Raw genomic sequence first — 26,324 nt, forward strand, 5'->3', positions numbered from 1 at the left:
CCTGCGCCGACCCGCGACAAGGCATTCGACCCCACCAGGGCGGGAAGATGCCAACGTCACAATCGTTGACACGGGGATGTGACCCAGCTTACTTTGAGCCAACAGCGTTGCGACTCACGCAACACTTGAGCATTGGGGTCCTGCGGCACACGAGGCCGCACGGCGAGCCGCCGGGACCCCTCCGACCTTCCTTCACCGGTCGGCGCCCCCGGCGCAGACCCCGCACCATCACCCCTGGGAACAGCCCTACGAAAGGACGATCATGACCGTCTCGACCACCACCTCTCAGGCCGCCGCGACCAGCGTCTCCGAGCTCGAGCGCCTCAAGGTGCTGCACAACGGGGAGAAGGTGACCCTGACCTTCTCCGACGCCGAGTTCGAGCGCCGGCTGACCGGGCTGCGCCGGATCATGGCCCAGAAGCAGCTCGACGCCGTCATCCTGACCAGCTACCACGGCATCAAGTACTACTCCGACTTCCTCTACACGACGTTCGGCCGCAACTACGCCCTGGTCGTCACCGCCGACGACTCCGTGACCGTGACCGCCAACATCGACGCCGGCATGCCGTGGCGGCGCTCCTACGGGGAGAACATCGTCTACACCGACTGGCGGCGCGACAACTTCTACTACGGCCTCCAGGAGGCCCTGCGCCAGCGCGGCGTCGCCGCCCGCCGGCTCGGCGTGGAGGACGACGCCCTGCCGCAGCTGACCCGCCAGCGCATCCAGGCCGCCTTCGAGGGCGCCGAGCTGCTCGACGTCTCCCAGGACGCCATGCGCCAGCGCATGATCAAGTCCGCCGAGGAGATCGAGGTCATCAAGCACGGCGCCCGCATCGGGGACCTGGGCGGGGAGGCCATCCGGGGCGCGATCCGCGAGGGCATCAGCGAGTACGAGGTCGCCCTGATCGGCACCGAGGCCATGGTCCACGAGATCGCCCGGACCTTCCCCGACTCCGAGATCCGCGACACCTGGGTGTGGTTCCAGTCCGGGATCAACACCGACGGCGCCCACAACTGGGCCACCACCCGCAAGCTGCAGCGCGGCGACATCCTGTCCCTGAACTGCTTCCCCATGACCTCGGGCTACTACACCGCCCTGGAGCGCACCCTGTTCCTCGGCCAGCCCGACGAGCGCTCCCTCCAGCTGTGGAACATCAACGTCGAGGTCCACAAGCGGGGCCTGGAGCTGATCAAGCCCGGCGCGGTGTGCAAGGACATCGCCGCCGAGCTCAACGAGATCTACGTCAGCCACGGCCTGCTCTCCAACCGCACCTTCGGCTACGGCCACTCCTTCGGCGTGCTCAGCCACTACTACGGCCGCGAGGCCGGCCTGGAGCTGCGCGAGGACATCGACACGGTGCTGGAGCCGGGCATGGTGGTGTCCATGGAGCCGATGATCACCGTGGCCGACGGCCTGCCCGGCGCCGGCGGCTACCGCGAGCACGACATCCTCGTGGTCGGCGAGGACGGAGCGGAGAACATCACCAAGTTCCCCTTCGGCCCCGAGCACAACATCATCTCGGCCTAGTCGTACGGCACGGGCGGCGCCGTCCCCGGGCGGCGCCGCCCGTGCTCCCCGGTTTTCCCAGCACACGGAAGGTTCACGGTGGTCACCACACACCATCTCGAAGACATGGACGCGCACAGCTACCAGGACTACGCGTCCACCGGGCAGGGCCTGGTGCTGGTGCCCACCGGTGCCACGGAGCAGCACGGTCCGCACATGCCGATGGGGGTGGACGCGATGCTCTCGCGGGCCGTCTGCTCCGCGGTGGCCGAGGACCTCGGCGCGCTGGTCGCGCCCGCGTTCTGCTACGGCTACAAGTCCCAGCCCCGGTCGGGCGGCGGCAACCACCGCAGCGGCACCACCAGCCTCTCGGCGCAGGCGCTGATCCTGCAGACCCGGGACGTGATCCTGGAGTTCTTCCGCCACGGCATCCGCCGGGTCGCGGTGGTCAACGGCCACTACGAGAACTACCAGTTCCTCTATGAGGGCGTGGACCTCGCCGTCCGGGAGGCCCGCGCGATGGGCCTGGAGGACAGCCGGGCCATGCTGCTCTCCTACTGGGACTTCGTCGACGACACCACCCTCGAGGCCGTCTACCCCGACGGCTTCCCCGGCTGGGAGATCGAGCACGGCGGAGTCCTGGAGACCTCTCTCATGCTGCACCTGCACCCCGAGAAGGTCGACATGTCCCGGGCCCCCGCCCATCCCCCCGCTGAGCTGACCCCCTACGACGTTTTCCCCGAGGACCCGGCCCGGACACCGAGCTCGGGCTGCCTCTCCTCTCCGGCAGGCGCCACCGCTCAGCGGGGCGAGCTGCTGCTCCACGCCGTCCGTTCCGGGATCACCCGGGCGGTCACCAGCGAGTTCGGGAAGTGAGATCGACATGAAGAAGACAGACGCCGCAGCGGACGGCGCGACCGGGACGGTCGAGGTGCCCCGGTTCCGGGGCCTGCAGATCCCGCCGCTGGACCGCGCAATCATCACCATCCTGCCGCCCGTGCTGATCCTGGCCGTGCTGATCACGGTGACGATCAACCCCACGGGAGCGGCCGAGGCCATCTCCACGGCGCGGACCTTCGTCACCGGGAAGTTCACCTGGCTGTTCATCCTCTACTCGGTCGTGGCGGTCGCCGTCTGCGTGTGGCTGGTCTTCAGCCGGGTCGGCAGCATCCGCCTCGGCGGCCCGGCCGCCCGGCCCGAGCACGGCAAGTTCGCCTGGTACTCGATGCTCTTCGCCTGCGGTCAGGGCATCGGCCTGATCTTCTGGTCGGTGGCCGAGCCCATCCTGCTCCGCGACGAGAACCCCGTCGTGCCGGCGGGACCGGACGGCGCGGCCGAGGGCGCCATGGTGTGGTCCTACTTCCACTGGGGCTTCACCGCCTGGGCGATGTACTGCGTGGTGGCTGTGTGCCTGGCCTACTCTCACCACAACCTCGGCAAGACGCTCACCTTCCGCGAGGCCACCGTTGACATCCTGCCGAAGTGGTCCCGGCGCGGCGCCGGCGTGGTGGTGGAGCTGCTCGCGATCATCGCCACCGTCCTGGGGCTCGCCACGTCCTTCGGGTTCGCCGCCCTGCAGTTCACCTCCGGGCTCGCCTCCTTCACCGGCCTGTCCTCCGGGCCGGGCATCTGGCTGCTGGTCATCCTCGGGCTGGCCGGGCTCACCGCCGCCTCCGCGTTCTTCGGCATCAACAAGGGGATGAAGCGGATCAGTGAGACCAACTCGGTGCTGAGCATCGTGCTGCTCGTGGCCGTGTTCGTCTTCGGTCCCACGGTCTTCCTGCTCTCGAACATCACCCAGACATTCGGGTCCTTCCTCGCCAACTTCACGACGATGAGCTTCTGGACCGACGCCGGCACGGCCGGAGGGGACATCGCCACCTGGCAGGACAGCTGGAACGGCTGGTGGACCGTGTTCATCTGGTGCTGGGTCATCGCCTTCAGCCCGTTCGTCGCCGGGTTCATCGCCCGCATCTCCCGCGGGCGCACGATCCGCGAGTTCGTCCTCGGCGTCACCGTCGTCCCCTCGCTGATCGTCATGGTGTGGATCGGGATCATCGGCTCGGCCGCCCTGTACTACGACGACCGCAGCGAGCGCGGGATCTCCGGCGCCGTCGCGGCCGACACCTCCAGCGGGCTGTTCGTCATGCTGGAGTCCGTCCCCGTCGTCGGCTCGCTGCTGCTGGTGGTGGCCACCATCCTCGTGGCCACCTACTACGTCACCTCGCTGGACTCCGGGGCCCACGCCCTGGCGGAGTTCGTCGCCGCACCCCGCAAGGCCGGGCCGTTCTTCCGCGTCGTCCTCGTGGCGAGCATCGCCGCCGTGGCGGTCACGCTGCTGACGCTCGGCGGCACCGCGGTCGTCGACACGGTCCAGACCGGGACCATCATCGGCGCCTTCCCCTTCTCCTTCGTCATCCTCCTGATGATCGCCAACCTCGTCCGCCGGCTGCTCACCCGCACGCCGGAGACCCTGCGTCTGGAGCGGGAGGTCAACGACCCCCACCCCACGGCCGAGGAGCACCTCGCCGCGCGGCGGGCGGAGGAGCTGGAGGAGGGGGATGTGGACGACGGCCCGGAGACGCACCGGCCCCTGGCGGCCGCCGAGCCGGTCCCGTCGCCGCAGCACTGAGTCGTCCGCAGCGGCACGGACCCGCCGGGACCGGTTCCCGGTGGTGCACGGCCTCGACCGCATCGACAACGGTGCCGGGTGCGGCGTCCCGAGGGACACCGCACCCGGCACCGTCGTCCCAGCTTCCCGACGAGCCCAGCCGGTCCTGCGGCTGAGGAAGAATACGAAGTCCTATGACCTCATCATCAGACAGCTCCTCGACCGCCGCGGAGGCCCGCACCGCCTCCGTCGTCTCCAACGCCATCGCCGTGCTGCGGTGCTTCTCGGTGCGTGAACCCCTGCTGGGGGTCACCGAGATCGCCGGCCGGGTCGGTCTGCACAAGAGCACGGTCTCGCGGATCCTCGCCACCCTCGAGCAGGAGAACCTGGTGGAGCGGGACCCGCAGACCCGGCGCTTCCGCCTGGGGCTGGGGCTGATCACCATGACCGGCCCCCTGCTGGCGGATCTCGACGAGCGGCGGGTGGCCTACCCGGTGCTCCAGGAGCTGACCGAGCGCACCGGCGAGACCAGCGCCCTCATGCTCTGGAGCGGCACCGGCACCGTCTGTGTGGAGCAGATCCCCAGCCCGCAGCAGATCAAGCACACCACCCCGCTGGGCACCCGGTTCAACACCGCCCTCAGCTCCTCGGTGCAGATCTTCCTCGCGGCCCAGCCCCCCGAGCGCGTCCAGGCCCTCCTGCGGTCCGGGACCATCGACCACTTCACGACGACGGACACGAACATCACCGCCTACCTGCAGCTGCTCCGCGAGGTCAGCACGGAAGGCGTGGCCGTCAACTACGGCAGGACCTCCGTGGACGAGGTGGGCGTGGCCACGCCGGTCTTCGACCACCGTGACGAGCTGGTCGCCGCCGTGATGATCGCGGCGCCCCGCTACCGGGTCACCGAGGAACAGGTCTCCCACCTCGTGGCCGCCTGCAAGGCCGCCTCGGAGGAGGTCTCCCAGCGGCTCGGGTGCGCTGTGCGGACCCCCTGATCCGCGCGCGGCGCAGGAACGAGGGGCGCGGCCGTCAGGCGCCCACGCGGGAGAGGATCGCGGTGAGGGCCGCCCGCACCCCGGTGGACAGGGTCGGCTCCATGACCGGGGCGAAGAACGGCGAGTGGTTCACCGGCAACGGCCCCTCGCCCTGGAGGGTGGCCGCGTCGTGGCCGCCGAACATCCAGAACACCGAGGGCACGCCGATGGCCGCGCCGAGGGCCCCGAAGTCCTCCGAGCCCATCAGCGGTTCGATCTCCACCACGTTCTCCTCCCCCAGCGCCTGCCGGAACTGCTCGACGAGAGCGGCGGTGGCAGCGGGGTCGTTGTAGTTGCGGGGGAAGGTCGAGAGCACCTCGACGGTCGGCTCCGGGGCCCCGGAGGCGGCGGCCTCCGCGCTGATGATCCGCCGCAGCGCCCCCAGCACGTGGTCGCGGATCGCCGGGTCGAAGGCCCGCACGTTGAGCGTGAACTCGGCGCTGGCCGGGATGATGTTCTCCTTCAGCCCGCCGTGGAACGTGCCGATGGTGACCACCGCGGCCCGCCGCGCGTCGATCTCGCGGGAGACGATGGTCTGGATCCGGGTGATCATGTGGGCCCCGAGCACGATCGGGTCGGTGGAGTCCTGGGGCTGGGAGGCGTGGGCGCCCTTGCCGTGGATGGTGACCTTCCACGAGTCGGCCAGCGCCATGGCGTCGCCGGCCGAGTAGCTGATCGTGCCGGCCAGGGAGGGCATCACGTGCTGGCCGAAGACCACCTCCGGCAGCGGCGCCCGGTCCCACAGTCCGTCCTCCAGCATGGCCTTCGCGCCGGCGGCCGTCTCCTCCCCCGGCTGGAAGATCAGCACCACGGTCCCGGCCCAGGCGTTCCGCGCCTCGACCAGCAGCTGGGCGGTCGTCAGCAGCACCGCCACGTGGGTGTCGTGACCGCAGCCGTGCATCACCGGGACCTCGCTGCCGTCCTCCAGGTGCCCGGTGGCGGTGCTGGCGTAGTCCACCCCGGTGTCCTCGGCCAGGGGCAGTCCGTCGGTGTCGGCGCGGAAGGCCACCGTGGGCCCGTCCCCGTTGCGCAGCACCGCCACCACCCCGGTGCCCCCGCACCGGAAGTGCTCGACGCCGAGGCCGGTGAGCCGCTGCTCGATCAGCTCGGCGGTGGCGTGCTCCTGCATGGACAGCTCCGGGTGGGCGTGCAGGTGCCGGTAGAGCTGGTGCATCTGGTCGGACAGGTCGTCGGTCAGCTGCGGGGCGGTCGGGATGGTCATGAGGGTCTCCTCCGGAGGAATTCGGTTCGTGCGTGCTGCTGCAGGTCGTCGTCGGCGCCTCAGTCGCGCGCCGGCTCCTCCTCGCGCTCCGGGACGGGCTGGGACGGGGAGGCGGCGGAGCGGTCGCGCAGGAACCAGGCCAGCACGGCGGTGCTGATCACCGCGATCGCGGTGCCGAAGAAGGCCAGCGTAGGCACGGCCGGCACCAGGAGGAACACCACGGAGGCGGCGACGACGCCGGCGATGACGGTCACCCGCAGGTTGCGGGTGGAGACGATGGCCTGCACGAGCACCGCGCCCAGCACCGAGGGCAGGATGTAGGTCTGCACCACGGCGATGATCTCGGCCGGGACGACGCTGACCAGCCAGGAGCCCAGGAAGCCGACGAACACCAGCAGGGAGATCAGGTGCACCATGGCCGCCCCGCCGATCGCCATCACCGCCGCCAGCTCCCCGCGGCGGGTGCCGGGCTTGGCGCCGATGGCGGACTGGGCGATCAGCGCCGAGGGCAGCAGCTTGTTGGAGATGTTGCCGATCATGAACGCCTGGTACATCGAGGCCTGGCCCAGGATCGGGTAGTAGGTCAGCGGCTCCACGAACCACAGCACGCCGAAGGTTCCGGCGATGGCCAGCAGAGCGGTCCAGATCTTGGCCTGGTCCACCTCCAGGCCGCTGAAGAACACCAGGTAGGTCGGTCCGGCCAGGGCGAAGAGCAGCCCGGCGATCATGGTCAGCCGGCCCCATCGGGCCGTGGTCGCATCGAAGTCCCGCAGCGCGGAAGCGGAAGGGTTCACAGAGGTCATGGCAAGGTCCTTCGTTGTTCTCGGGCGGCGGATCAGGCGACGGGGAACAGGCCGGCGCCGACGGTGAAGTAGGTGACGACCAGGGCGGTCAGGATGGCGAAGCCCAGCGCCCACTCCCGGATCCACCGGCGCCGTAGCACCTTGGCGACCCCCAGGCACACCGCCATCGCGGCCGCCGAGGCCAGGAAGGCCACCACGTGGTTGCCCGACTTGGGCAGCTCCCCGAGACCGAGAGCGAAGAACGCCCCGAGCAGCGCCGCCCCGGGCACGATCGTCATCACCGCGGGGTTGACCTTGCGCAGGTTGACGTCGCCGCGCTTGAGCAGGGGGGTGAAGATCAGCGTGGCGAGCATCCACATGGCCCCGCCGAGGCTCATGGCCATGAACGCCACCGCGAACACGTCCTGGGTGTAGGTCGGCCCGCCCAGGTCCGCGCCCATGGTGCCGGCGGCGATGCTGGCTGCACCGGTCTCGAAGGACACCGATCCGATCAGCCCGATCCGCACCAGCACGGCGGGGGTGCCGAAGACGGTCAGCAGGGCGACGGCCACCAGGGCCACGGCCAGGGACGGACCGACCGCGGAGACCGCCCCGGCACGGAAGGACGTCCTCAGCTCTCCCGGGCTCATCCCGGCGGCCGGGGCCGCCACGCGGGCGGCGCGGACGTAGATGACGGTCTGGACGACGATGACGGCGAAGACACCGAGGGCGCAGATCCACAGCACGGGCAGGTTGGCCACGGACAGGATGTCGGTGGAGGCGCCGTCGACAACGGTGCGCAGGTTCATGGGGACTCCCAGGGAAGGTCGGGCGATCACAGCAGGGGCTCGCAGGGCCGGGACGTGGTGTCCGTCCCGGGCCGGGCCCGCAGCCGACCCCGTTCAGCACGGGGAGGGCGGGCAGGCCACGGGTTCTCTTTCGATGGGTCGTAGCTGATCCCAGAGTCACGTGACCTCAGTCACTCTCCCGCTATATCCTCGAATCCAGTACAAATATGTGCCCCAACCGAAGGATCCTGCATGGAGCTGCCCGTCGAAGACCTCGCGATCATCCACGCCCTGCAGATCGCCCCGCGCGCCACCTGGGCGCAGCTGGGCGCCGCCCTGGGCCGCCACCCCACCACCCTCGCCGACCGCTGGGAGCGGCTCCACGCCGACGGCCGCACCTGGGTCACCGCCCACCTCGGCGCCTCCGGCACGCAGGGCTGCGCGACCTTCGTCGGCCTGGAGTGCCGGCCGGGCCGCCGGGCCGAGGTGCTGGAGCGGCTGTGCGCCGTCCCGGAGATCGGCACCGTGGAGGAGTCCGCGCGCGCCTGGGACGTCCGGCTCACGATCCTCACCCGCACCTGGCAGCAGATGACCCGGGAGGTGCTGCCCCTGGTGCGGGCCGATTCGGGGATCCTGCGGGCCCAGCTCACCGTGGCCACCCGGCTGTACGCGATCGGCAACAACTGGCGCCTGGACGTGCTGAGCCCGGAGCAGCAGCGCCGCGTCGCCGCCCTGCGGCCGGAGGTGCACCGTCCCCACGGCGCCACACCTGCCCACCTCGAGGAGCTGACGGCCGTGCTCCAGCGGGACGGACGGGCCACGGCGGCGGAGATCGCGGCGGCCACCGGAACGCATCCGACGACGGCCGCCCGGCACCTGCGGCAGGCGGTCGAGACGGGCCTCGTCGCCCTCCGCTGCGAGCTGGCGCAGGAGCACTCCGGTTACCCCGTCCCCTGCCAGTGGTACGTCCGGGTGCCGCCGGCCCAGCTCGAGGCGGCCGTGCGCCAGCTGCGCTCCTACCGGACCCTGCGCCTGTGCGCCTCCACCACGGGCGACACCAATCTCACCTTCCTGCTCTGGCTGCGCACCCCCGGGGACATCTTCGACGTCGAGGCCGAGCTCCAGGCGGCCGCGCCGGGGGTCCAGGTGGTCGAATCCGACGTCGGGGTCCGCACCCACAAGCGCATGGGCTGGATCCTGCGGGAGGACTCGACGGCGACCGGCGAGGTGGTGACCAGGGGCGGCCCCGGTCGTCCGGTCACGGCGGCCGGGGCCGGCGGACCGTCCGCCGTCACAGGCGGTCCGTGACCCAGGCGCGCGCCGCCGGCAAGGCCGCGAGCGCGATCACCGCCGCGCCGCCGAGGACGTGCAGCCAGATGTTGATCTGCACCCCCAGGTCCCCGAGCCCGGCCTCGAGCCGGCGCTGCCCCACGACGAACGGCACGACCGCGACCAGCCCGACGACGGCGGAGACCACAGCGGCCGTGTCCCACCACGGGTGCTGCTTGAACACCGCCCAGGCGGTGATCGAGAACCCGATGACGGCGAGGTACGCCAGGACGTTGGCCAGAGTCCATGCCCTGCCGGTCGGGGGCGGGACCCTGCCGGCCATGGCGGCGGTCATCCACAGGAACGTGGTGCCGAACAGGAACAGTCCGACCGCCAGGACGATCCGGAAACTCCACATCGCGCCTCCTCGTGCTTCGGGGTGACTGCCGGTCTGCGTCGTGGTGACTGCCGGCAGCGGCTCACGGCCTGGGGGCTCCGGAACGGCCGGCTCCGGCGCGGTCGGGGGCGGCACCACGGCTGCCGGTGAGCAGCCAGTGCCGCCCCCGCCACCACACCACCGCGGTGAGCAGGACCCAGACCCCGGCCACGACCGCACCGGGGGCGCCGTCGAGCAGCCGCGGGCCCTCGCCGGCGGGCGGCAGGTAGGTCGGGCCCTCGTACTGGTGCAGCACGGCGGTGACGTGGGCGGCCACGTGGGCGACGACCGACCCCGCGGGGTTGGCCGTGAGGACGGTCGGGAGGGAGAACTGGACGGCCCCGATCTCCGGGGCGAGCAGGGCAGGGCCGCGGAACTGCTCGTAGCCGAGGTGGTAGGCGCCGACGACGACGACCGCCAGCAGAAGCGTCAGCGCGGCGAAGACGAGCCGGCGCCCGAGCCCTGCGGTGTCTCCGCGCATCAGCGCCAGGGCCACCAGAGCGGGGAAGACGTAGAGGACGGCCGCGTCCACCGCCCCGTAGACCACTCCGCGCCAGAGGATCTCGAACCCGAGGTAGGCCCCGTCCGGACGGGGTGTGGCCGGGTCCCGCAGCACGTTCGTCACGGCCACCACCGCGACCAGGGCGCCGAGCCCCAGGCTCCAGCCCAGGCGGCGGCGCAGCAACCGCGACCACGGCACACCGGTGCGGGCCAGGAACACCGCGAGGAAGGACAGCACCAGGGTGAAGTGGACCAGGTAGTACAGGTCCCGGTTGAGGTCCATCAGGTCGGTGCCGGCCCAGGGAATGACGAACGCCAGGAGGGTTCCCCCGGCGAACCAGCCCAGGACCGCGGGCCGTGACGGCCACCGGATCGGCGCCGGACGCGCAGCGGACACCGCACACCCCCTGCCCCTCGGATGCCCTTCCTCTGGCTCCAGGGTAGGGAGGGGGCCGGGGCGGCAACAGGCTGGCGAGAGACCCGGCGCGGCAAGACCTCGGCCTCCGCTGTCGCACATTCCGCAGAGCGGGATCAGGGTCTGCCACTCGTCGGAAACCCGCGGAAACCCGCTGAACAACTGCGTGAGCCAGCGCGCGTGAGCGCAAAGAACAGGTCAGATCCCTGTTCCTCATCATGGAATTAGGAACGAAAATCTTCTCCATCCCCCTCGGCTGACTAGCGTCACATGACGTGAGGTGATCTGCCTCACCCCGAGTGATGGGGAAACAGACATGGACGTTCTCTCGGAGATCCGCCGGTCGCGGATGAGCCGGTTCCAGGTGATCGCGGTGAGCATCGCCCTGGCCCTGATCCTGATCGACGGCTTCGACGTCGCGGTGATGGCCTACGCAGCCCCGGTGCTCTCCCGGGAGTGGGGCATCGACCCCGTCACCCTGGGCTTCCTGCTCAGCGCCAGCCTCTTCGGCATGGCCGCCGGGTCGATCTTCCTGACCCCGCTGGCGGACAGGATCGGGCGGCGGAAGCTGACGATCATCTCCCTGGTGATCATCAGCATCGGCATGGTCCTGTCGGTGTTCGCCACCGGCACCACCCAGCTGATGGTCTTCCGCGTGCTGACCGGTCTGGGGGTGGGCGGGATGATGGCCAACCTCAACGTCCTGGTCGCCGAGTACGCCTCGGACAAGCGTCGGGGGTCCATCATCGGGATCTACACCGCCGGCTACCCCATCGGCGCCACCGTGGGCGGGCTCGTCGCGGCACCCCTGATCCCGCAGTACGGGTGGCAGGTCATCTTCGGCATCGGCGCCGCCCTGACCGTGATCATGCTGGCCGTGTCGTGGAAGTTCCTCCCCGAGTCCCTGGACTACCTGATCACCCGCCGCCCGGCCCGGGCGCTGGAGCGCGTCAACGGCATCCTGACCAGGATCGGCAAGGCCCCCGTGGAGGCGCTTCCCTCCCTGGCCACCGCGGTCAAGGAGCAGAGCGCCATCCAGGAGGTTCTCACCCGCCCGGTCCGCTTCCGCACCCAGATGCTCTGGATCGGCTACGCCTGCCTGGTGGCGGCCTACTACTTCGCCAACACCTGGACCCCGAAGATCATGGCCACCGCCTCCAGCAGCGACTCGGCCGGTGTCACCACCGGCGTCATCGCCAACGCCGGCGGGATCATCGGCTGCTTCATCTTCAGCGCCCTGGCCGTGAAGTACCGCAGCCAGATCCTCCTGGTCGCCACCCTGGTCGGCGCCGCGGCGGCCTACGTGGTCTTCGGCCTGGTCTTCCACCAGATCGGCGTCGCCATGGTCCTGGCCCTGTTCCTGGGCATCCTGACCACCGCCGGCATCGCCGGGTTCTACGCCACCTCCCCCGGCGTCTACACCGCCCGGGCCCGGGCCACCGGGGTGGGCTGGATGATCGGGCTGGGACGACTGGTCTCCATCGTCGCCCCCATCCTGGTCGGCTACCTCATCTCCGGAGGCTGGCAGCCGGAGAACGTCTTCTTCCTCTTCGCCGTCCCGCTGGCCGCGGCCGCCCTGTGCATCGTGGCCCTGGGCTACTCCCTCAAGCGCTCCGGAGCCCCCCTGGCCACCGAGGCCGTCCCGGCAGCCGCGCACTGACGCCTCCCGCCGGCTCCCGACCGTTCCCGTGACATCCCTGACAGCACCCGAAGGACACCTCATGCGCACCGTCGACCCCGGCACCCTGCTCCGCCCCGCCCCGCCCCGATCCGAGTGGTCCGCCTGCCGGATGGGCCGGTTCCTCGAGCGCATCGAGGCCAAGACCGGCCGCACCTTCCCCGACTACGAGGCCGCCTGGGCCTGGTCGGTCGAGCACCTCGAGGAGTTCTGGGCGGAGGTGTGGGAGCACTTCGAGATCATCACCCACGCCCCCTACGAGACCGTGCTGGCCGAACGGACCATGCCCGGCGCCCGGTGGTTCCCCGGGGCCCGGATCAACTACACCGAGCACATTCTCCGCTCCCTGCGCGAACGCTCCTCGGACGTCATGCTGAGGTCCCGCAGCCAGACCAACGGCAGTCTCGACTGGACCGGGGAGCGGCTGCTGGAGGAGATCGGGCGCATCCAGGCCGGCCTGCGCCGGGCGGGCGTCCGGCGCGGGGACCGGGTCGCCGGGTACCTGCCCAACATCCCCCAGACCGTGGCCGCCTACCTCGCCGCCACCGCCATGGGCGCGATCTGGTGCTCCGTGCCCCCGGAGATGGGCCCCAAGAGCGTGCTGGACCGGATCACCCAGCTCGAGCCCTCCCTGCTGATCGCCATCGACGGCTACCGCTGGGGGGCCAAGGACCTGTCGCGAGCCGAGGACCTCGCCCGCATCCGGACGTCCCTGCCAGAGGTGCCCGTGGTCCTGCTGCCCTACCTGGACGAGAACTGCCCCGTGCCCGACGGAGCCGTCCCCTGGACCGAGTTCACTCACGAGCAGGGCGAGATCGCGATCGAGGCGGTCCCGTTCGAGCACCCTCTGACCGTGCTGTTCTCCTCCGGGACCACGGGCAGGCCCAAGGCCATCGTCCACTCCCACGGCGGACTGCTGCTGGAGCACTACAAGGCCATGGGCCTGCACTTCGACATGGGCCCGGAGGACACCGCCTTCTTCTTCTCCACCACCGGGTGGATGGTGTGGACCCTGTCCATCTCCTGCCTGCTCGTGGGCGCGGCCATGGTTCTCGAGGACGGGGACCCGAACTGGCCGGCCCTGGACGGGCCCTGGTCCCAGTGGGCGGTCCTCGAGGAGACGCAGGCCACCTACTTCGCGACCGGCTCCGCGTACATGGCCGCCTCCGCCCACGCCGGTCTGCGTCCGGGCCGGACCTGGGACCTGTCCCGGGTGCGGGAGATCCAGTGCTCGGGCTCCCCGCTCGCCGCCGACGTCGCCGCCTGGGTCTACGACGAGGTGAATCCTGACGTGCTCCTGGCCCCGACCTCGGGAGGCACGGACATCTGCGCCGCCTTCGTCGGGGCCTCCCCGCTGACCCCGGTCTGGGCCGGGGAGATGTCATGCCGCCCCCTCGGGGTGGCCGTCGAGTCCTGGGACCCCGAGGGCACCCCGCTCGTCGGGGCACCGGGTGAGCTGGTGGCCACCCAGCCGATGCCCTCGATGCCCGTGTTCTTCTGGGGCGACGGGAACAACGAGCGCTACCTGAACAGCTACTTCGGCGCCTACGAGGGCGTGTGGCGCCACGGGGACTGGCTGATCCACACCGAGCGGGGCAGCTGGGTGATCACCGGCCGTTCCGACGCGACCCTCAACCGCGGCGGCGTGCGCCTGGGCACCGCCGAGTTCTACGCCGTCCTGGACGGGGTGGCCCACGTCGACGACTCCATGGTGCTGCACTTCGAGGACGGCGGCGGAATGGGCAAGCTGGTCCTGCTCGTCGACGCCGACGAGGGCGCCGACACCGCCCAGCTCGAGAAGACGATCCGGACCGCCCTGCGCACCGAGCTCTCGCCCCGGCACGTGCCCGACCACATCGTGTTCGTGGAGTCCATCCCGCGCAACCCCAACGGCAAGCGCCTGGAGATCCCGCTCAAGCGCATCATCCAGGGCGCGGTCCTGGGCGAGGTCCTCGATCCGGGCGCGGTGATCCGTGCGGAGGACATCGACGAGACCGTCCGGCGCGTCAACCGCGCCCTGCGGCCCGGCTGAGCGACCCATGGACGACGTCACCGGTGGGAGGTGCCCCCACGGGTCAGGCGGGCGCCTCCGCGGCGAGCAGCTCCTCCAGGGCGGCCCTGGCGGCGACCAGACCCTCCGCGTAGCCGGGCATGTCCTGGCGGCGGAACCGCACGCTGGGCACCGCGGTGGTCAGCGCGGCCACCACGCTGCCCGACGGGGCGTGCACGCTGACTCCCACACCGTGCACGCCCCGCTCGGTCTCCTCGACGCTGGTGCCGTAGCCCACCCGCCGCACCGTGGCCAGATTCCGCTTCAGGGCGTTGAGCGTGGTGAACCGGGCTGTCGGCCAGGGCGTCAGGCCCCCGCGGTAGAGCCGTTCCAGCTCGGGGTTGCTCATCTCCGCCAGCATCGCCTTGCCCCCCGCCGAGCAGTAGGCCGGCATCTTGTCGTTGAGGCGCATCCCGACCCGCAGACCCCGCTCCACGTCCTCGATCCCGTCGATGAACAGGATGCTGTTGCCCGAGAGCACCATGAGCTGGACCGTCTCCCCCAGCCGTTCGTGGAGCTCCTGCAGCACCGGGTAGGCCAGCCGCCGCAGCAGTCCCGCACCGACCTGCGCGGCCTGCGGGACGAAGACCGGCCCGGCCACGTACCGGCGCTCGCGGTCCTGCGCGGCGAACCCGCGGTGGGCCAGGGCGCTGAGCAGGCGGTGGGCGGTGGAGGGGGCCGTGCCCAGCACCTCGGCGGCCTCGTGCACGGAGAGCCGACGGCCCCCGCGCAGCAGCAGCGCCAGGTGCAGGGCCCGGTCGACCGACTGCAGGGGAGCGGCCTCGGAATTGTTCTGCATAACGGGATCCTGGCACGGCGACACCCCTGAGGAGAACGGTTCTCCTCGACCGTCCGACCCCGGACACCGTCACCTTCCGGAATCGACACCCACCTCAGCCACGAGAAAGGCACTCACCATGACACCCCAGCGCGTTCTGGTCACCGCCGGCGCCAACGGCATCGGCCTGGCCATCGCCCGGGCCTTCGCCGCCGACGGCGCCCGCGTCCACATCGGCGACGTCGACCCCACCGCCCTCGAGCAGGCCACCGCCGGCTCCGGAGCCGTCACCGGCTCCGTCTGCGACGTCAGCGACCCGGCCGCGGTCGAGGGGCTGTTCGACGACGTCCGCGGCACCCTCGGCGGGCTGGACGTGCTGGTGAACAACGCCGGCATCGCCGGCCCCACCCAACCGGTGGCCGACTACGACCGGCAGGCCTGGAACGCCGTGCTCGGCGTGAACCTCACCGGCACCTTCCTCGTCACCCAGCAGGCCATCCCGCTGCTGAAGGAGTCCCAGCGGGGATCGATCATCGTCATGAGCTCCATCGCCGGGCGCTTCGGCTACCCCAACCGGGTGGCCTACTCCACCACCAAGTGGGGCCTGGTCGGGTTTGCCAAGACGCTGTCCCTGGAGCTGGGCCCGCACGGGATCACCGCCAACACCATCCATCCCGGCGCTGTCCAGGGGCCGCGGATCGAACAGGTGATGGCCGGGCGCGCCGCGGTCTCCGGGCGCAGCGTGGAGGAGGAGACGCAGCTGGCCCTGGCCAACCAGGCCGTCGACCGGTTCGTCGACCCGGCCGACATCGCCGCCCTGGCGCTCTTCCTCGCCGGACCGCACGGCCGCTCCATCTCCGGGCAGTCCTTCCCCATCGACGGCGACTCCAAGGCCGCCCAGTGACACCCACCCGGAGTGCCGGGATCGCATGTGCGCAAGCGATCCCCACAAGGTTCGGCAGAGGCTGGATCGCCCCTTTCGGAACACGTGGATCGACTAGCGGGAGCGGTTGGGGTCAGGGGACGGCTGTTGCAGTGCCGTCTTGCGCAGGAGCTGGAGGCGGAGTCGGCGGGCGGTCTCCATGTGCTCACGGGCGATGGTGCGGGCGGTCTTCTCGTCCTGGTCCTCGATGGCGCGCACCAGCCGTTCGTGCTCGTCGAGGGCGGCGTCCCATCGGTCCTCCGTCGAGAGGGTGGACTTGGGTGCGTGGACCAGGTGGGTGGAGAGACGTTCGAGCAGGTCCTGCAGCACGGGGTTGTGGGTGCACGCCCACACCGCGGCGTGGAACTCCAGGTTGGTGGTGATCCGGGTGTGGTCGTCGGGGTCGACGAGGCCGCGGTCGCGCTCCACGAGAGCTTCCAGGCGCATGAGGTCGGGGAACTGGCGGGCGCGGGCGGCCTGGGCGGCGGCTTCCTGTTCGAGCAGGATGCGCATGTCGTAGATCTGGATGACCTGTTGGGGATCGATCTGGGGGACCTGCAGACCGCGGGCAACGCGTTCGAGCAGTCGTTCTTGCTGGAGGCGGGAGAGCGCCTCCCGGACGGGTGTCCGGGAGACGCCGAACCGCTGGGCCAGGGCCACTTCGCGCATGGGGGTGCCCGGTTGGTGGATGCCGGTGAGGATCTCGTCGCGCAGGGCTACGAAGATGGCATCGCCGTCCGGGCGGGCGGAGGCCACGGTGTGCGTCACTGGGGTTCCCCTTGCATGGTCGGCGGCCTGCGGTGGCCGGATGGGCACCAACTTTACGCCAGGGCTCCGGCGCGGCGTCCGAACACGCATCCGGCGGCCAGGCCGGTACCACCGGGGTAGTTGGTGCTGAACAGTCCTCCGAGCATCTCCCCGGCGGCGTAGAGGCCTTCGATGTGCTTCCCGTCGGCGTCGAGGACCCGGCCGTGGGTGTCGGCCTTGACGCCGCCGAAGGTGAAGGTGATCCCGCAGGTGACCCCGTAGGCGTAGAACGGGCCGGTCTCCAGGGGAGCGGCCCAGTTGCTCTTGGGCGGGGTGGTCTCGGCCTTGCGCCCGTCCTTGACGGTGGGGTCGAAGTCGACGGTCCGGTCGATGGAGGCGTTGTAGTCCTCGACGGTCTTCGCCAGCGCCCGGGGGTCGAGCCCGATCTTGGTGGCGAGCTCCTCGATGGTGTCGGCTGTGGCCACGGAGATGCCGGGCATGTCGTACTCCTCGGTGCGCAGCATCGGGCGCAGGGTGGCGTCGAAGATCTGGTAGGCCACCGAGCCGGGTTGCTTGAGGATCTCCTTGCCGTACTTGGCGTAGGTGTAGTTGCGGAAGTCCGCTCCCTCGTCCAGGAACCGCTTGCCCTCGGTGTTGACGATGATGCCCATCGGGTAGCTCTGGCGGGTGAGACGGTTGGTCAGCTCCCGGTTGGACTCGTTGGTGGGGGTGAAGGCGTCCCACTGCACGGAGTGGCAGGTGGACCAGTCCCCGCCCTTGGCCGCCCCGACCTCCAGGGCTGCGGCAATCATGTCCCCGGTGTTGTAGGGGGTGCCGCGCACCTTGGCGTTCTCCCACCCCTCCCCGAGGTGCTCGCGGCGCCAGGTCGGGTCGGACTCGAAGCCGCCGGCGGTGAGGATCACGGACTCCGCCCGGATCACCTTGCGACCCCGGGCGGTCTCGACGGCCACGCCGACCACGCGCCCGTTCTCCACGCACAGCTCTGTAGCCCTGTGTCCGTAGCGCACCTGCACGCCGAGCTCCCCGGCGACCCGCGTGTGGTCGGCGATCAGGCCTTCGCCACCGCCGACGTTGCCCACGTGCAGCCCGCCCCAGAACAGGTAGCTACCATCGGGGCGCTCATAGGCCTGACGTTCGTACATCAGCCGGTACTTCAATCCCAGGCCGTTGAGCCACCGCAGGGTCGACTGGCTCTCACTGATGAGCACCTCGGTCAGCTGCGGATCGTTGCGGCCCTCGGTGACCTTCGCCAGATCGGCCGCGTACTCCTCGGCGCTGTAGGGCGGGACCACGGTCTTTTCATGACGGTCGTCGGACTCGACGAACCCCTGAAGATCCTCCAACCCGTCGTGGACGATGCGGGTGGCGCCGGCTGTATAGAAGCTGTTGCCCCCGGCCGTGTCCTGCTCCCCCTTCTCGAGCACGATCACCGACCGGCCCCGTACCGCTGCCGCGTGGGCGGCCGTGAAGCCGGCGTTGCCGCCACCGACCACCACCACGTCGGTCGTCTCGATCTGCATGTCCGTGTTCTGAGCTGACATTGGTGCCTCCTGAAGTTGTTTGTACACAACTGTATACAGTACTGCCGACCCGCTTGCCAAGATCTTTTCGAGGCAGGAACCCCGGCTTATGGGGACTCTTGAAGCTCACCACGCGACCTGAGGGGCGAGGGGCCTTGCGGTGATGAGGGTCACACCGTATAACTGTATTCCAATGTGTACAGCGGTATGCACGATGGATGATCCCCTCGGCACCACCGCGTGGGGCCGGTCATCGACCAGGTGCCCGAGCAGCCGACAACGTCGTCAGGGAACGAGGATCATGAAAAAGCCCCTCCGCACAGGCCTCTTCGGCCTGCTGGTGGCGGTGGTGACCGTGCTGGCCCTGGTCAACGCGGCCTCCTCCGGAGGAGTGAGCACCGCCCGCAACAAACTGACCCTCATCGCCCCGGCCGCCCCTGGGGGCGGCTGGGACGGGTTCGCACGCGAAGGCCAGCAGGCCCTGCGGGCCCAGGGAGTCGTCAACAACCCCCAGGTGGTCAACATCCCGGGCGCCGGAGGCACCATCGGGCTGAGCCAGTTCGTCCAGGACCCCGGACGCGAGGACGCCCTGATGGTCACCGGCGGAGTGATGGTCGGGGCCATCGAGCTGGCCGACAACCCCGAGTCCTTCGACGATGTGGTGCCCATCGCCCGGATGGCCGATGACTACGCGGCCCTGGTGGTCCCGGCCGACTCCGAGTTCCAGACCCTCGAGGACTTCCTCGCCGCCTGGAAGCAGGACCCCGGAGCCAACTCCATGGGCGGCGGGTCCCTTGGCTCCATCGACCACCTGCTCAGCGGCCTGCTGGCCAAGGAGGTCGGGATCGACCCCAGCGCGGTGAACTACGTGGCCTACTCCGGCGGCGGAGAAGCGTTGAACTCCCTGCTCTCCCACACCACCGCAGCCGGGATGTCGGGCTACAACGAGGTCAAGGACCAGGTCGAGGCCGGCAGCCTGCGAGCCCTGGCCATCTCCTCCCCCGAACGCCTCGAGGGCGTGGACGTGCCCACCTTCCGGGAACAGGGCGTGGACGTCTCCATGCCCAACTGGCGCGGCGTCGTCGCCGCCCCGGGCATCACCGAGGAGGACAAGGAGGCATTCATCGACATCGTCACCGAGTGGCACGCCACCCCGGAGTGGCAGGACGCCCTGGCCCGCAACAACTGGGACGACACCTTCTCCACCGGCGAGGAGTTCGAGGACTTCATCGACGGCGAAGTGGCCACGGCCCAGCAGATCGTAAAGGACCTCGGACTATGAGCATCATCGACACCACCACCTCCACCGGGGCACCCGCCACGGCCATCCCGCCCCGGAGAAGTTTCTGGACCGGCCGCAGCGAGTTCGCCCTGGTCGGGCTGCTGTACCTCATCGCCGGACTGCTCACCATCGGCACCGCCACCATGAACGTCCAGGGGGAGGCCGTGCCCGGACCGAGGTTCTTCCCGGTCATCGTGTGCGTGCTGCTCTACGCCACGGCCACCGTGCTGGCCGTCCACCTCCTGCGCCACCCGCATCTGCCCGACACCGACCCCCACCCCGGCCACGGCGACTTCTCCGCCGACATGCTCAAGGACCTGGGCCACGTCACCGGGGAGCGGACCGACGCCCACGAATACGGGATCTCCCCCCGGTGGAAGACCTACTCGGACTGGAAGACCCTCGGACAGATCGTGGGCGCCGCAGTGATCTTCATCGTCCTGCTCAAGGTGGTGGGCTGGGTCCTCTGCGCGGCCTTCCTGTTCTGGGTCGTCTCCCGCGCTCTGGGCAGCAGGCGACCGGTGTTCGATGTGGGCGTGGCCCTGCTGTTCTCATCGGTCATCCAGCTGGCCTTCAACGCCGGACTGGGACTGCCCCTGCCCCCCGGATTCCTGGAAGGACTGCTCTGATGGAACAGCTCACCCTCCTGCTCGAAGGCTTCAGCAACGCCCTGACCCCGATGAACCTGCTGTGGGTGCTCATCGGCGCCCTGCTGGGCACCGCCGTCGGCGTGCTGCCCGGCCTGGGCTCGGCCATGGCCGTGGCCCTGCTGCTGCCCATCACCTTCTCCCTGGACCCGACCGCGGCGTTCATCATGTTCGCCGGCGTCTACTTCGGCGGGCTCTTCGGCGACTCCACCTCCGGGATCCTGCTCAACACCCCCGGCAACTCCTCGGCGATCGCCTCCACCTTCGAAGGCCACCGCATGGCCAAGAACGGCCAGGCCGCCAAGGCCCTGGCCACCGCCGCCCTGGGCGCCTTCTTCGGCGGGATCGTGGCCACCACCCTGGTCGTCTTCTTCGCCCCCACCCTGGTCCGGCTGGCCACCGTCTTCGGCCCGGCCGAGTACTTCGCCCTGGCCGTCTTCGCCTTCCTGGCCATCTCCGCCGTCGTGGCCGAGTCGGTCGTCCGCGGCATCGCCGCCCTGGGCATCGGTCTGGCCCTGGTCCTGGTCGGGGTGGACGGGCCCAGCGGCACCGCCCGCTTCACCCTGGGACTGCCTCAGCTGTTCGACGGCATCTCCATCGTCGTCATCACCGTCGGCCTGCTCGCCCTCGGAGAAGTCCTCCACGTCGCCTCCCGCATCCACCGCGATCTCGTGGCCACCCAGATCCGCCCCAAGGGCAGGACCTGGCTCACCGCCGCCGACTTCCGCAAGGCCCTGCCCGCCTGGATCCGCGGCACCGCCTTCGGCGCGCCCTTCGGGCTCATCCCCGCCGGCGGAGCCGAGGTTCCGACCTTCCTGGCCTACGGCACCGAGAAACAACTGGCCAGACGCCGCAACGACCCCGAGTTCGGCACCACCGGGTCCATCCGCGGCCTGGCCGCCCCCGAAGCGGCCGGCAACGCCACCGCCGGCACCGCCATGGGAGCCCTGCTCGCCCTGGGCCTGCCCACCTCCGCGACCGCCGCGATCATGCTCGCCGCCTTCCAGCAGTACGGCATGCAACCGGGGCCCTTGCTCTTCGAACGCAGCGGCGACCTTGTCTGGGCCCTGCTGGCGTCCCTGTTCATCGGGCTGGTCATCCTCGTCGTCCTCAACATGTCGTTCGCCCCCGTGTGGGCGAAGCTGCTGAGCATCCCGCGCCACTACCTCTACGCCGGGATCACCGTGCTGTCGATGCTCGGGGTCTACGCGATCAGCGCCTCCCTGATCGACCTGTGGCTGTTGCTGGGCCTGGGCGCCCTGGGCTTCATGATGCGCCGCTACAACGTGCCGGTGGCCCCCGTGCTGATCGCCGTGGTGCTGGGTCCCCTGGCCGAAACCGAGCTGCGCCGCGCCCTGGCCGTCTCGGAAGGCGATCCCGGGATTCTCGTCGACAGCCCCATCACCATCACCCTCTACACCGTCCTGGCCCTCGGGCTCATCATCAGCGCCGTCCAGCACCTGCGCCACCGCCACGACCACGACCGGACCCCGATCGAGGAGGACGTCCCCGCCTGAACCACCGCCGCACATCGACACACTGCTCCTCTCGAGGACCGGTCCGGCGCCGGGCCGGTCCTCGAGGCCATCCCCCACAGGAGATGCCACGAACCCGACATCCCGCACGGCAGAGGCAGGAGTGTCGCACCTCCACCCGTCCCCCGCCGGAGGCGAGCATTGACGATCCCCCGTGACGGGTATGTGCTGTGGCGTGACGAGGGAGACGGAAGGAGCGCCTGTGCCGGAGTGGCTCATGGCCGGCGGCGCCGGCCTGATCGCGGGCAGCGCGCTGCTGCTGGGCAGCGCGGTCGCGTGGTTCGTCCGCGTGCCGGCCCAGCTCGTCGCGGTCGTGATGGCCTTCGGGTCGGGCGTGCTGATCTCGGCCCTGGCCTTCGAGCTCGTCCAGGAGGCCGTGGAGGAGAGAGGGCTGGCTCCCACCGCGGGAGGCTTCCTGGTGGGCTCGGTCGTCTACGTGGGGCTGAACGTCCTGCTGGCCCGGCACGGCGCCCGGCACCGCAAGCGCTCCGGGACGCAGCAGCCCTCGCAGGCGGAACGCAGCAGCAGCGGCGGGGCGATCGCCATCGGCGCCCTGCTCGACGGCGTGCCGGAGTCCATGGTGCTGGGACTGAGCTTCCTGACCGGTCCTGGGCTGAGCCTGCCGATGTTCGCCGCCGTGTTCATCTCCAACGTCCCGGAAGGGCTCTCCAGCACCGCGGGGTGGAAGAACGCCGGGCGCGGTCCCGGCTACGTCTTCGGCATCTGGGGGCGATCGCGGCGGCCTCGGGACTGGCGGCTCTGGTCGGCTACCTGCTCCTGGACGGGGCCGCCCCGACCACCTTGGCCTTCGTCAACGCGCTGGCGGCCGGGGCCATCCTGGCCATGATCACCGACACCATGATCCCCGAGGCCTTCGAGAAGGCCGCCCTGTACTCCGGGCTGATCGCCACGCTGGGCTTCCTGGCCGCGTTCAGCCTGCACTCCCTGGGCTGACGGGCACCGCGGCGCGGGAGGGGATGGCGGCGTTGCTGCGGTGGGCGCGGCCGTGGTGCAGCTGCATGGCGCTGCCGATGAGGCTGAAGTGGCTGAAGGCCTGCGGTGTGTTGCCCAGCTGGCGCCGGCCCCGGGGGTCCCACTGCTCGCTGAGCAGCCCGACGTCGTTGCGCAGGCTCAGCAGGCGCTCGAACAGCGCCACGGCCTCGGCCCGTCGTCCGGCCCCGGCCAGGGCGTCCACCAGCCAGAACGAACACGCCAGGAACACTCCCTCCTCACCCGGCAGGCCGTCGTCGACCTCCTCGGGGCGGTAGCGCAGCACGAAGCCGTCCTCGGTCAACTCCCGCTGGACCGCCTCGATCGTGCCCAGCACCCGCGGATCCCTCGGGGGGAGGAAGCCGACGCGCGGGATCAGCAGCAGGGCGGCGTCGAGGGCGGTGCCGCCGTAGGCCTGCACGAAGGTGCGGCGGCCGGCGTCGAAGCCTTCGCGGAGGACCTCGGCGTGGATCGTCTCCCGCAGCGCCTCCCAGCGGGCGGCAGGACCGGGCAGGCGGGAGCGGCGCACCCCCTCGGCCATCCGGTCGGCGGCCACCCAGGCCATGACCTTGGAGTGGACGAAGTGCCGGCGGGCTCCGCGCACCTCCCACAGACCGTTGTCGGGGCCCCGCCAGGCGCCTTCGAGGTGGTCCATCAGGGCGGTCTGGACGTCCCAGGAGTCGTCCGGGGCGCTCAGCAGGACATTGCGGGTCAGCGAGAGGCCGTCGAGGACCTCACCCCACACGTCGAGCTGGAGCTGGTCGGCGGCGGCATTGCCGGTCCGCACCGGGGCGGACCGCTCGTACCCGCTCAGCCACGGCAGCGTCGTCTCGGGCAGCCGGCGCCGGCCGTCGATCCCGTACATGATCTGCAGCTCGGCCGGGTCCCCGGCCACGGCGCGCAGCAGCCACTCCCGCCAGGCGACGGCCTCCTGGGTGTAGCCGGCCACGAGCATGGCCTGCAGGGTGAAGGTGGCATCGCGCAACCAGCAGTAGCGGTAGTCCCAGTTGCGGGGCCCGCCGAGCTGCTCGGGCAGCGACGTGGTGGGGGCGGCCACGATCCCGCCGGTGGGCGCGTAGGTCAGCGCCTTGAGCGTGATCAGCGAGCGCTGGACGGCCTCCCGGTAGGGGCCGGCGGCCCGGCTGCGCGCGGACCAGCGTTCCCAGAACGCCTGGGTGGTGTCGCGGCTGGCGGACGCGTCGACCGCGCGGGGCCGCGGGAGGTGGCTGGGGGCACGGGTGAGCACGAACGGCACCTGCTCGCCCGCCCGGACGGTGAACTCGCCCAGCGTGCGGAAGTGCTCCCCGTGCACCGGCACCGGGGTCGCCAGGTACACCGCGTCCGGCCCGGCCACGGCACGGATCCCCCCGTGGTCGCGCCGCACCCACGGCACGACGTGCCCGTAGTCGAAGCGCAGCACCAGCTCCGTGCGCATCGCCACGGTCCCGCTCAGGCCCTCGACGATGCGCGCCACGTCGGACTGTCCGTCCCGCGGCGGCATGAAGTCGACGACCCTCACCCGGCCCGTCGGGGTGTCCCACTCGCTGTCCAGGATCAGCGTCCCGGGCCGGTACCGTCGTCGTGCGCAATGCCCCTGGCCGGCCGGGGCGAGCAGCCACCGCCCGGCCTCGGAGGTGTCGAGCAGAGCGGCGAAGCACGCCGGGGAGTCGAAGTCGGGCAGGCACAGCCAGTCGACGGACCCGTCCGTGCCCACCAGCGCGGCGGTGTGCAGATCCCCGATGAGGGCGTAGTCCTCGATCCGGCCCATGGCGGTCACCGCGTCCTCGCTGGAACAGGTGGTGGCCCTCCCGGGGGCCACCGCTGTGGGCCACATTCTGGCCCTGGACGCGCCCGCCGTAAACCCCTTGCCCGCCGTGCCTCCCGTCCCCCGAAACAGCGGCCGACATCCCGGATCCCTCGGCCCCAGCCGGGCGTACGATGTGCGCATCGGCTCGCTCCGGCCACAGGAAGTGATCCGCATGCGCTCCTTGACGCGGCTCCTCTCGAGCGCCGTCCGGCCCGCACGGAGGACGGAGGAGGTCACCGGCACGTCGTCGACGCCGGAGGGACCGGCGCCGGTGCCGCCGGTGACCTCGGTGCCGCCGGTCCCCGACCCCCCGCCGGCCCTCTCCCCGTGGGCCGACGGTCTGGGACGGGCCGGCTCGCGGGCGATCCAGCTGCTGGCCCTGACCGCCGTGGCCGCGCTCGTGCTGTGGGTCCTGCTGGCGGTCAAGATGATCGTGCTGGCCACCCTGATCGCCCTGATCCTCGCCTCCGCGGTCCACCCGCTGGTGCGGCGGCTGGAGGAGCACGGGTGGAGCAACACCGGCGCCACCGTGGCCGTCTTCGTGGCCCTGCTCGGCGTGCTGGGCGGGGTCGTCACCGGAGTGGTGCTCGGGATCCGGGGAGAGCTCGACGAGCTGGTCGACGCCGCCGCCGCCGGCTGGCAGCACGTCCAGGAGCTCATCGCCGCCGGGCCCCTGCCCGTCCCGGTGGATGCGGCCACCGTCAACGCCGCCCTCGCCCAGCTCGGCGGCTACCTCACCAGTGACGACGCCCGGCAGAGCGCCCTGAGCGGTCTGACGGTCGCCTCGGAGGTCCTCACCGGGACCGTGCTGATGATCATCATCCTGTTCTTCTTCCTCAAGGACGGCCCGAAGCTGTGGAGCTTCGTGCTGCGCTGGTTCGCCGGGGACACCCGGGCCAGGCTGGCCGAGTCAGGGGACCGCGCCGTGAGCATCCTGGGCTCCTACGTGCGCGGCATCGCGCTGATCGCCACCGTCGACGCCACCTTCATCGGCATCGGGCTCTGGGCCGTCGGGGTGCCCCTGGTCGTCCCGCTGACGGTCGTCGTCTTCCTCACCGCCTTCGTGCCCATCGTCGGCGCCCTGCTCGCCGGGACCCTGGCGGCCCTGGTGGCGCTGGTGGCCAACGGCCCGGTCGAGGCGCTGATCGTCGTCCTCATCGTCGTGGCCGTCAACCACGTCGAGGGCTACTTCCTGCAGCCGGTGGTCATGGGCCACACCCTGAGCCTGCACGGGCTGGTGGTGCTCCTGGCCCTGTCGGCCGGCACCGTGCTCGGCGGGGTCGCCGGGGCGGTGCTGGCCGTCCCCCTGACCGCCGTGGCCTGGGCGGTCCTGCAGGTGTGGACCACCCGGTACCAGTCCGGCGACGACCCGCTCCTGGGTCCCGATCCCGTCTCGCCCAAGGAAGGAGTCGCCGACCGGGTCAGCAGGCTCCAGCGCCGGAAGTACCAGCGCATGCGCCGCCAGTCCCTCCGGCCGGGCGGCCTCCACCGGTCCCAGGACCCGTCGAGGGGCACACCGTGAACCTCTCCGCCGCGCCCGCCGTGCCGGGCGCCGTGGTGCGCTCCGCGCCCCGGCCGCCCCGCCACCCCGCGCCGTGCTGCGCACCGTAGGTGGGACCGGACGTTCCATGTGAGGAATCGAACGGCCTCCTGACTGGGCATCCCACCGGGGCGCAGTGGTAGACCGGTAGGAGCGACCGCGCCGGCGTGCCGCCTCGTCCCCACACCGGCCTCGCACCCCCACCTGTTTCACCGACCGCACTGCGGATGCCCCCGCCT

General features: G+C 70.9%; 21 protein-coding genes and 1 pseudogene. 13 read left to right on the top strand and 9 right to left on the bottom strand.

The genetic code is table 11. The features are described 5' to 3' along the window. Positions 1 to 262: 262 nt before the first annotated feature. The 4 genes from IEW07_RS02355 (at position 263) to IEW07_RS02370 (ending at position 5,116) form a co-directional block, all read left to right on the top strand. Entirely contained in the window at positions 263 to 1,528 is a 1,266-nt protein-coding gene (locus IEW07_RS02355) for a M24 family metallopeptidase (protein ID WP_188534242.1), read from the top strand. A gap of 105 nt (positions 1,529 to 1,633) precedes the next feature. Then, the gene (locus tag IEW07_RS02360; protein WP_188534243.1) at positions 1,634 to 2,383 is read left to right on the top strand and encodes a creatininase; all 750 of its coding nucleotides are present in this window, start codon (positions 1,634 to 1,636) and stop codon (positions 2,381 to 2,383) included. A gap of 7 nt (positions 2,384 to 2,390) precedes the next feature. Beyond that, positions 2,391 to 4,139 carry a BCCT family transporter gene (locus IEW07_RS02365; RefSeq protein ID WP_188534244.1) on the top strand — a complete coding sequence of 583 codons (1,749 nt, stop codon included), beginning with the start codon at positions 2,391 to 2,393 and terminating at the stop codon, positions 4,137 to 4,139. Positions 4,140 to 4,312: 173 nt separating this feature from the next. Next, entirely contained in the window at positions 4,313 to 5,116 is an 804-nt protein-coding gene (locus tag IEW07_RS02370; RefSeq protein WP_188534245.1) for an IclR family transcriptional regulator, read from the top strand. Between the two features lie 34 nt (positions 5,117 to 5,150). Here IEW07_RS02370 and IEW07_RS02375 read toward each other — a convergent pair whose 3' ends face one another. From IEW07_RS02375 to IEW07_RS02385, 3 genes are read right to left on the bottom strand one after another with little or no spacing between them, the layout of a single operon-like run. Beyond that, positions 5,151 to 6,377, bottom strand: coding sequence for an amidohydrolase (locus IEW07_RS02375; RefSeq protein WP_188534246.1), 1,227 nt, complete (start codon positions 6,375 to 6,377; stop codon positions 5,151 to 5,153). 59 nt (positions 6,378 to 6,436) lie between these two features. After that, positions 6,437 to 7,180, bottom strand: coding sequence for a hypothetical protein (locus IEW07_RS02380; RefSeq protein WP_188534247.1), 744 nt, complete (start codon positions 7,178 to 7,180; stop codon positions 6,437 to 6,439). A gap of 32 nt (positions 7,181 to 7,212) precedes the next feature. Further along, on the bottom strand, positions 7,213 to 7,968 hold the full coding sequence (locus IEW07_RS02385; protein ID WP_188534248.1) for a DUF5058 family protein: 756 nt from the start codon (positions 7,966 to 7,968) through the stop codon (positions 7,213 to 7,215). Between the two features lie 231 nt (positions 7,969 to 8,199). On the opposite strand from IEW07_RS02385, the gene IEW07_RS02390 reads away from it, so the two are divergent. After that, positions 8,200 to 9,255 carry an AsnC family transcriptional regulator gene (locus IEW07_RS02390; protein WP_188534249.1) on the top strand — a complete coding sequence of 352 codons (1,056 nt, stop codon included), beginning with the start codon at positions 8,200 to 8,202 and terminating at the stop codon, positions 9,253 to 9,255. Here IEW07_RS02390 and IEW07_RS02395 read toward each other — a convergent pair. Both IEW07_RS02395 and IEW07_RS02400 read right to left on the bottom strand, forming a co-directional pair. Next, positions 9,239 to 9,634, bottom strand: coding sequence for a hypothetical protein (locus tag IEW07_RS02395; RefSeq protein WP_188534250.1), 396 nt, complete (start codon positions 9,632 to 9,634; stop codon positions 9,239 to 9,241). The genes IEW07_RS02390 and IEW07_RS02395 overlap by 17 nt on opposite strands. A gap of 61 nt (positions 9,635 to 9,695) precedes the next feature. Beyond that, a complete protein-coding gene (locus tag IEW07_RS02400; protein ID WP_188534251.1) occupies positions 9,696 to 10,550 on the bottom strand; it encodes a hypothetical protein in 855 nt (284 codons plus the stop codon). A 334-nt stretch (positions 10,551 to 10,884) separates the two neighbouring features. On the opposite strand from IEW07_RS02400, the gene IEW07_RS02405 reads away from it, so the two are divergent. Continuing rightward, the gene (locus IEW07_RS02405) at positions 10,885 to 12,228 is read left to right on the top strand and encodes an MFS transporter (RefSeq protein ID WP_188534252.1); all 1,344 of its coding nucleotides are present in this window, start codon (positions 10,885 to 10,887) and stop codon (positions 12,226 to 12,228) included. Positions 12,229 to 12,289: 61 nt separating this feature from the next. Next, complete coding sequence (locus IEW07_RS02410) at positions 12,290 to 14,278, top strand: acetoacetate--CoA ligase (protein WP_188534253.1); 1,989 nt, start codon at positions 12,290 to 12,292, stop codon at positions 14,276 to 14,278. A 43-nt stretch (positions 14,279 to 14,321) separates the two neighbouring features. On the opposite strand, the gene IEW07_RS02415 is transcribed toward IEW07_RS02410, so the two are convergent. Beyond that, positions 14,322 to 15,095: an IclR family transcriptional regulator gene (locus IEW07_RS02415; RefSeq protein ID WP_188534254.1), complete on the bottom strand. Its 774-nt coding sequence runs from the start codon at positions 15,093 to 15,095 to the stop codon at positions 14,322 to 14,324. A gap of 118 nt (positions 15,096 to 15,213) precedes the next feature. On the opposite strand from IEW07_RS02415, the gene IEW07_RS02420 reads away from it, so the two are divergent. Beyond that, positions 15,214 to 15,978 carry an SDR family oxidoreductase gene (locus IEW07_RS02420; protein ID WP_188534255.1) on the top strand — a complete coding sequence of 255 codons (765 nt, stop codon included), beginning with the start codon at positions 15,214 to 15,216 and terminating at the stop codon, positions 15,976 to 15,978. Between the two features lie 93 nt (positions 15,979 to 16,071). On the opposite strand, the gene IEW07_RS02425 is transcribed toward IEW07_RS02420, so the two are convergent. Both IEW07_RS02425 and tcuA read right to left on the bottom strand, forming a co-directional pair. Continuing rightward, a complete protein-coding gene (locus IEW07_RS02425; RefSeq protein WP_229741511.1) occupies positions 16,072 to 16,764 on the bottom strand; it encodes a GntR family transcriptional regulator in 693 nt (230 codons plus the stop codon). 53 nt (positions 16,765 to 16,817) lie between these two features. Further along, complete coding sequence (gene tcuA, locus IEW07_RS02430) at positions 16,818 to 18,305, bottom strand: FAD-dependent tricarballylate dehydrogenase TcuA (protein ID WP_229741512.1); 1,488 nt, start codon at positions 18,303 to 18,305, stop codon at positions 16,818 to 16,820. A 280-nt stretch (positions 18,306 to 18,585) separates the two neighbouring features. On the opposite strand from tcuA, the gene IEW07_RS02435 reads away from it, so the two are divergent. The 4 genes and pseudogenes from IEW07_RS02435 (at position 18,586) to IEW07_RS02450 (ending at position 22,702) form a co-directional block, all read left to right on the top strand. Beyond that, positions 18,586 to 19,566 (top strand): Bug family tripartite tricarboxylate transporter substrate binding protein, encoded by a 981-nt coding sequence (locus tag IEW07_RS02435; protein ID WP_188534257.1) that lies wholly within the window; start codon positions 18,586 to 18,588, stop codon positions 19,564 to 19,566. Then, a complete protein-coding gene (locus IEW07_RS02440; RefSeq protein ID WP_188534258.1) occupies positions 19,563 to 20,195 on the top strand; it encodes a tripartite tricarboxylate transporter TctB family protein in 633 nt (210 codons plus the stop codon). The genes IEW07_RS02435 and IEW07_RS02440 overlap by 4 nt, the downstream gene beginning before the upstream one ends. Next, positions 20,195 to 21,730: a tripartite tricarboxylate transporter permease gene (locus IEW07_RS02445; protein ID WP_188534259.1), complete on the top strand. Its 1,536-nt coding sequence runs from the start codon at positions 20,195 to 20,197 to the stop codon at positions 21,728 to 21,730. The genes IEW07_RS02440 and IEW07_RS02445 overlap by 1 nt, the downstream gene beginning before the upstream one ends. A gap of 220 nt (positions 21,731 to 21,950) precedes the next feature. Next, positions 21,951 to 22,702, top strand: a pseudogene (locus IEW07_RS02450) (ZIP family metal transporter). Here IEW07_RS02450 and IEW07_RS02455 read toward each other — a convergent pair. Beyond that, positions 22,680 to 24,506 (bottom strand): glycoside hydrolase family 15 protein, encoded by a 1,827-nt coding sequence (locus tag IEW07_RS02455; protein WP_188534474.1) that lies wholly within the window; start codon positions 24,504 to 24,506, stop codon positions 22,680 to 22,682. The pseudogene IEW07_RS02450 and the gene IEW07_RS02455 sit on opposite strands and share 23 nt — an antisense overlap. A gap of 211 nt (positions 24,507 to 24,717) precedes the next feature. Between IEW07_RS02455 and IEW07_RS02460 the strand changes: the two genes are divergently transcribed. After that, positions 24,718 to 26,067: an AI-2E family transporter gene (locus tag IEW07_RS02460; protein WP_188534260.1), complete on the top strand. Its 1,350-nt coding sequence runs from the start codon at positions 24,718 to 24,720 to the stop codon at positions 26,065 to 26,067. The last annotated feature ends 257 nt before the right edge of the window (positions 26,068 to 26,324 follow it).

It is taken from the genome of Kocuria dechangensis (assembly GCF_014636775.1).
Classification (GTDB): Bacteria; Actinomycetota; Actinomycetes; order Actinomycetales; family Micrococcaceae; genus Kocuria; species Kocuria dechangensis.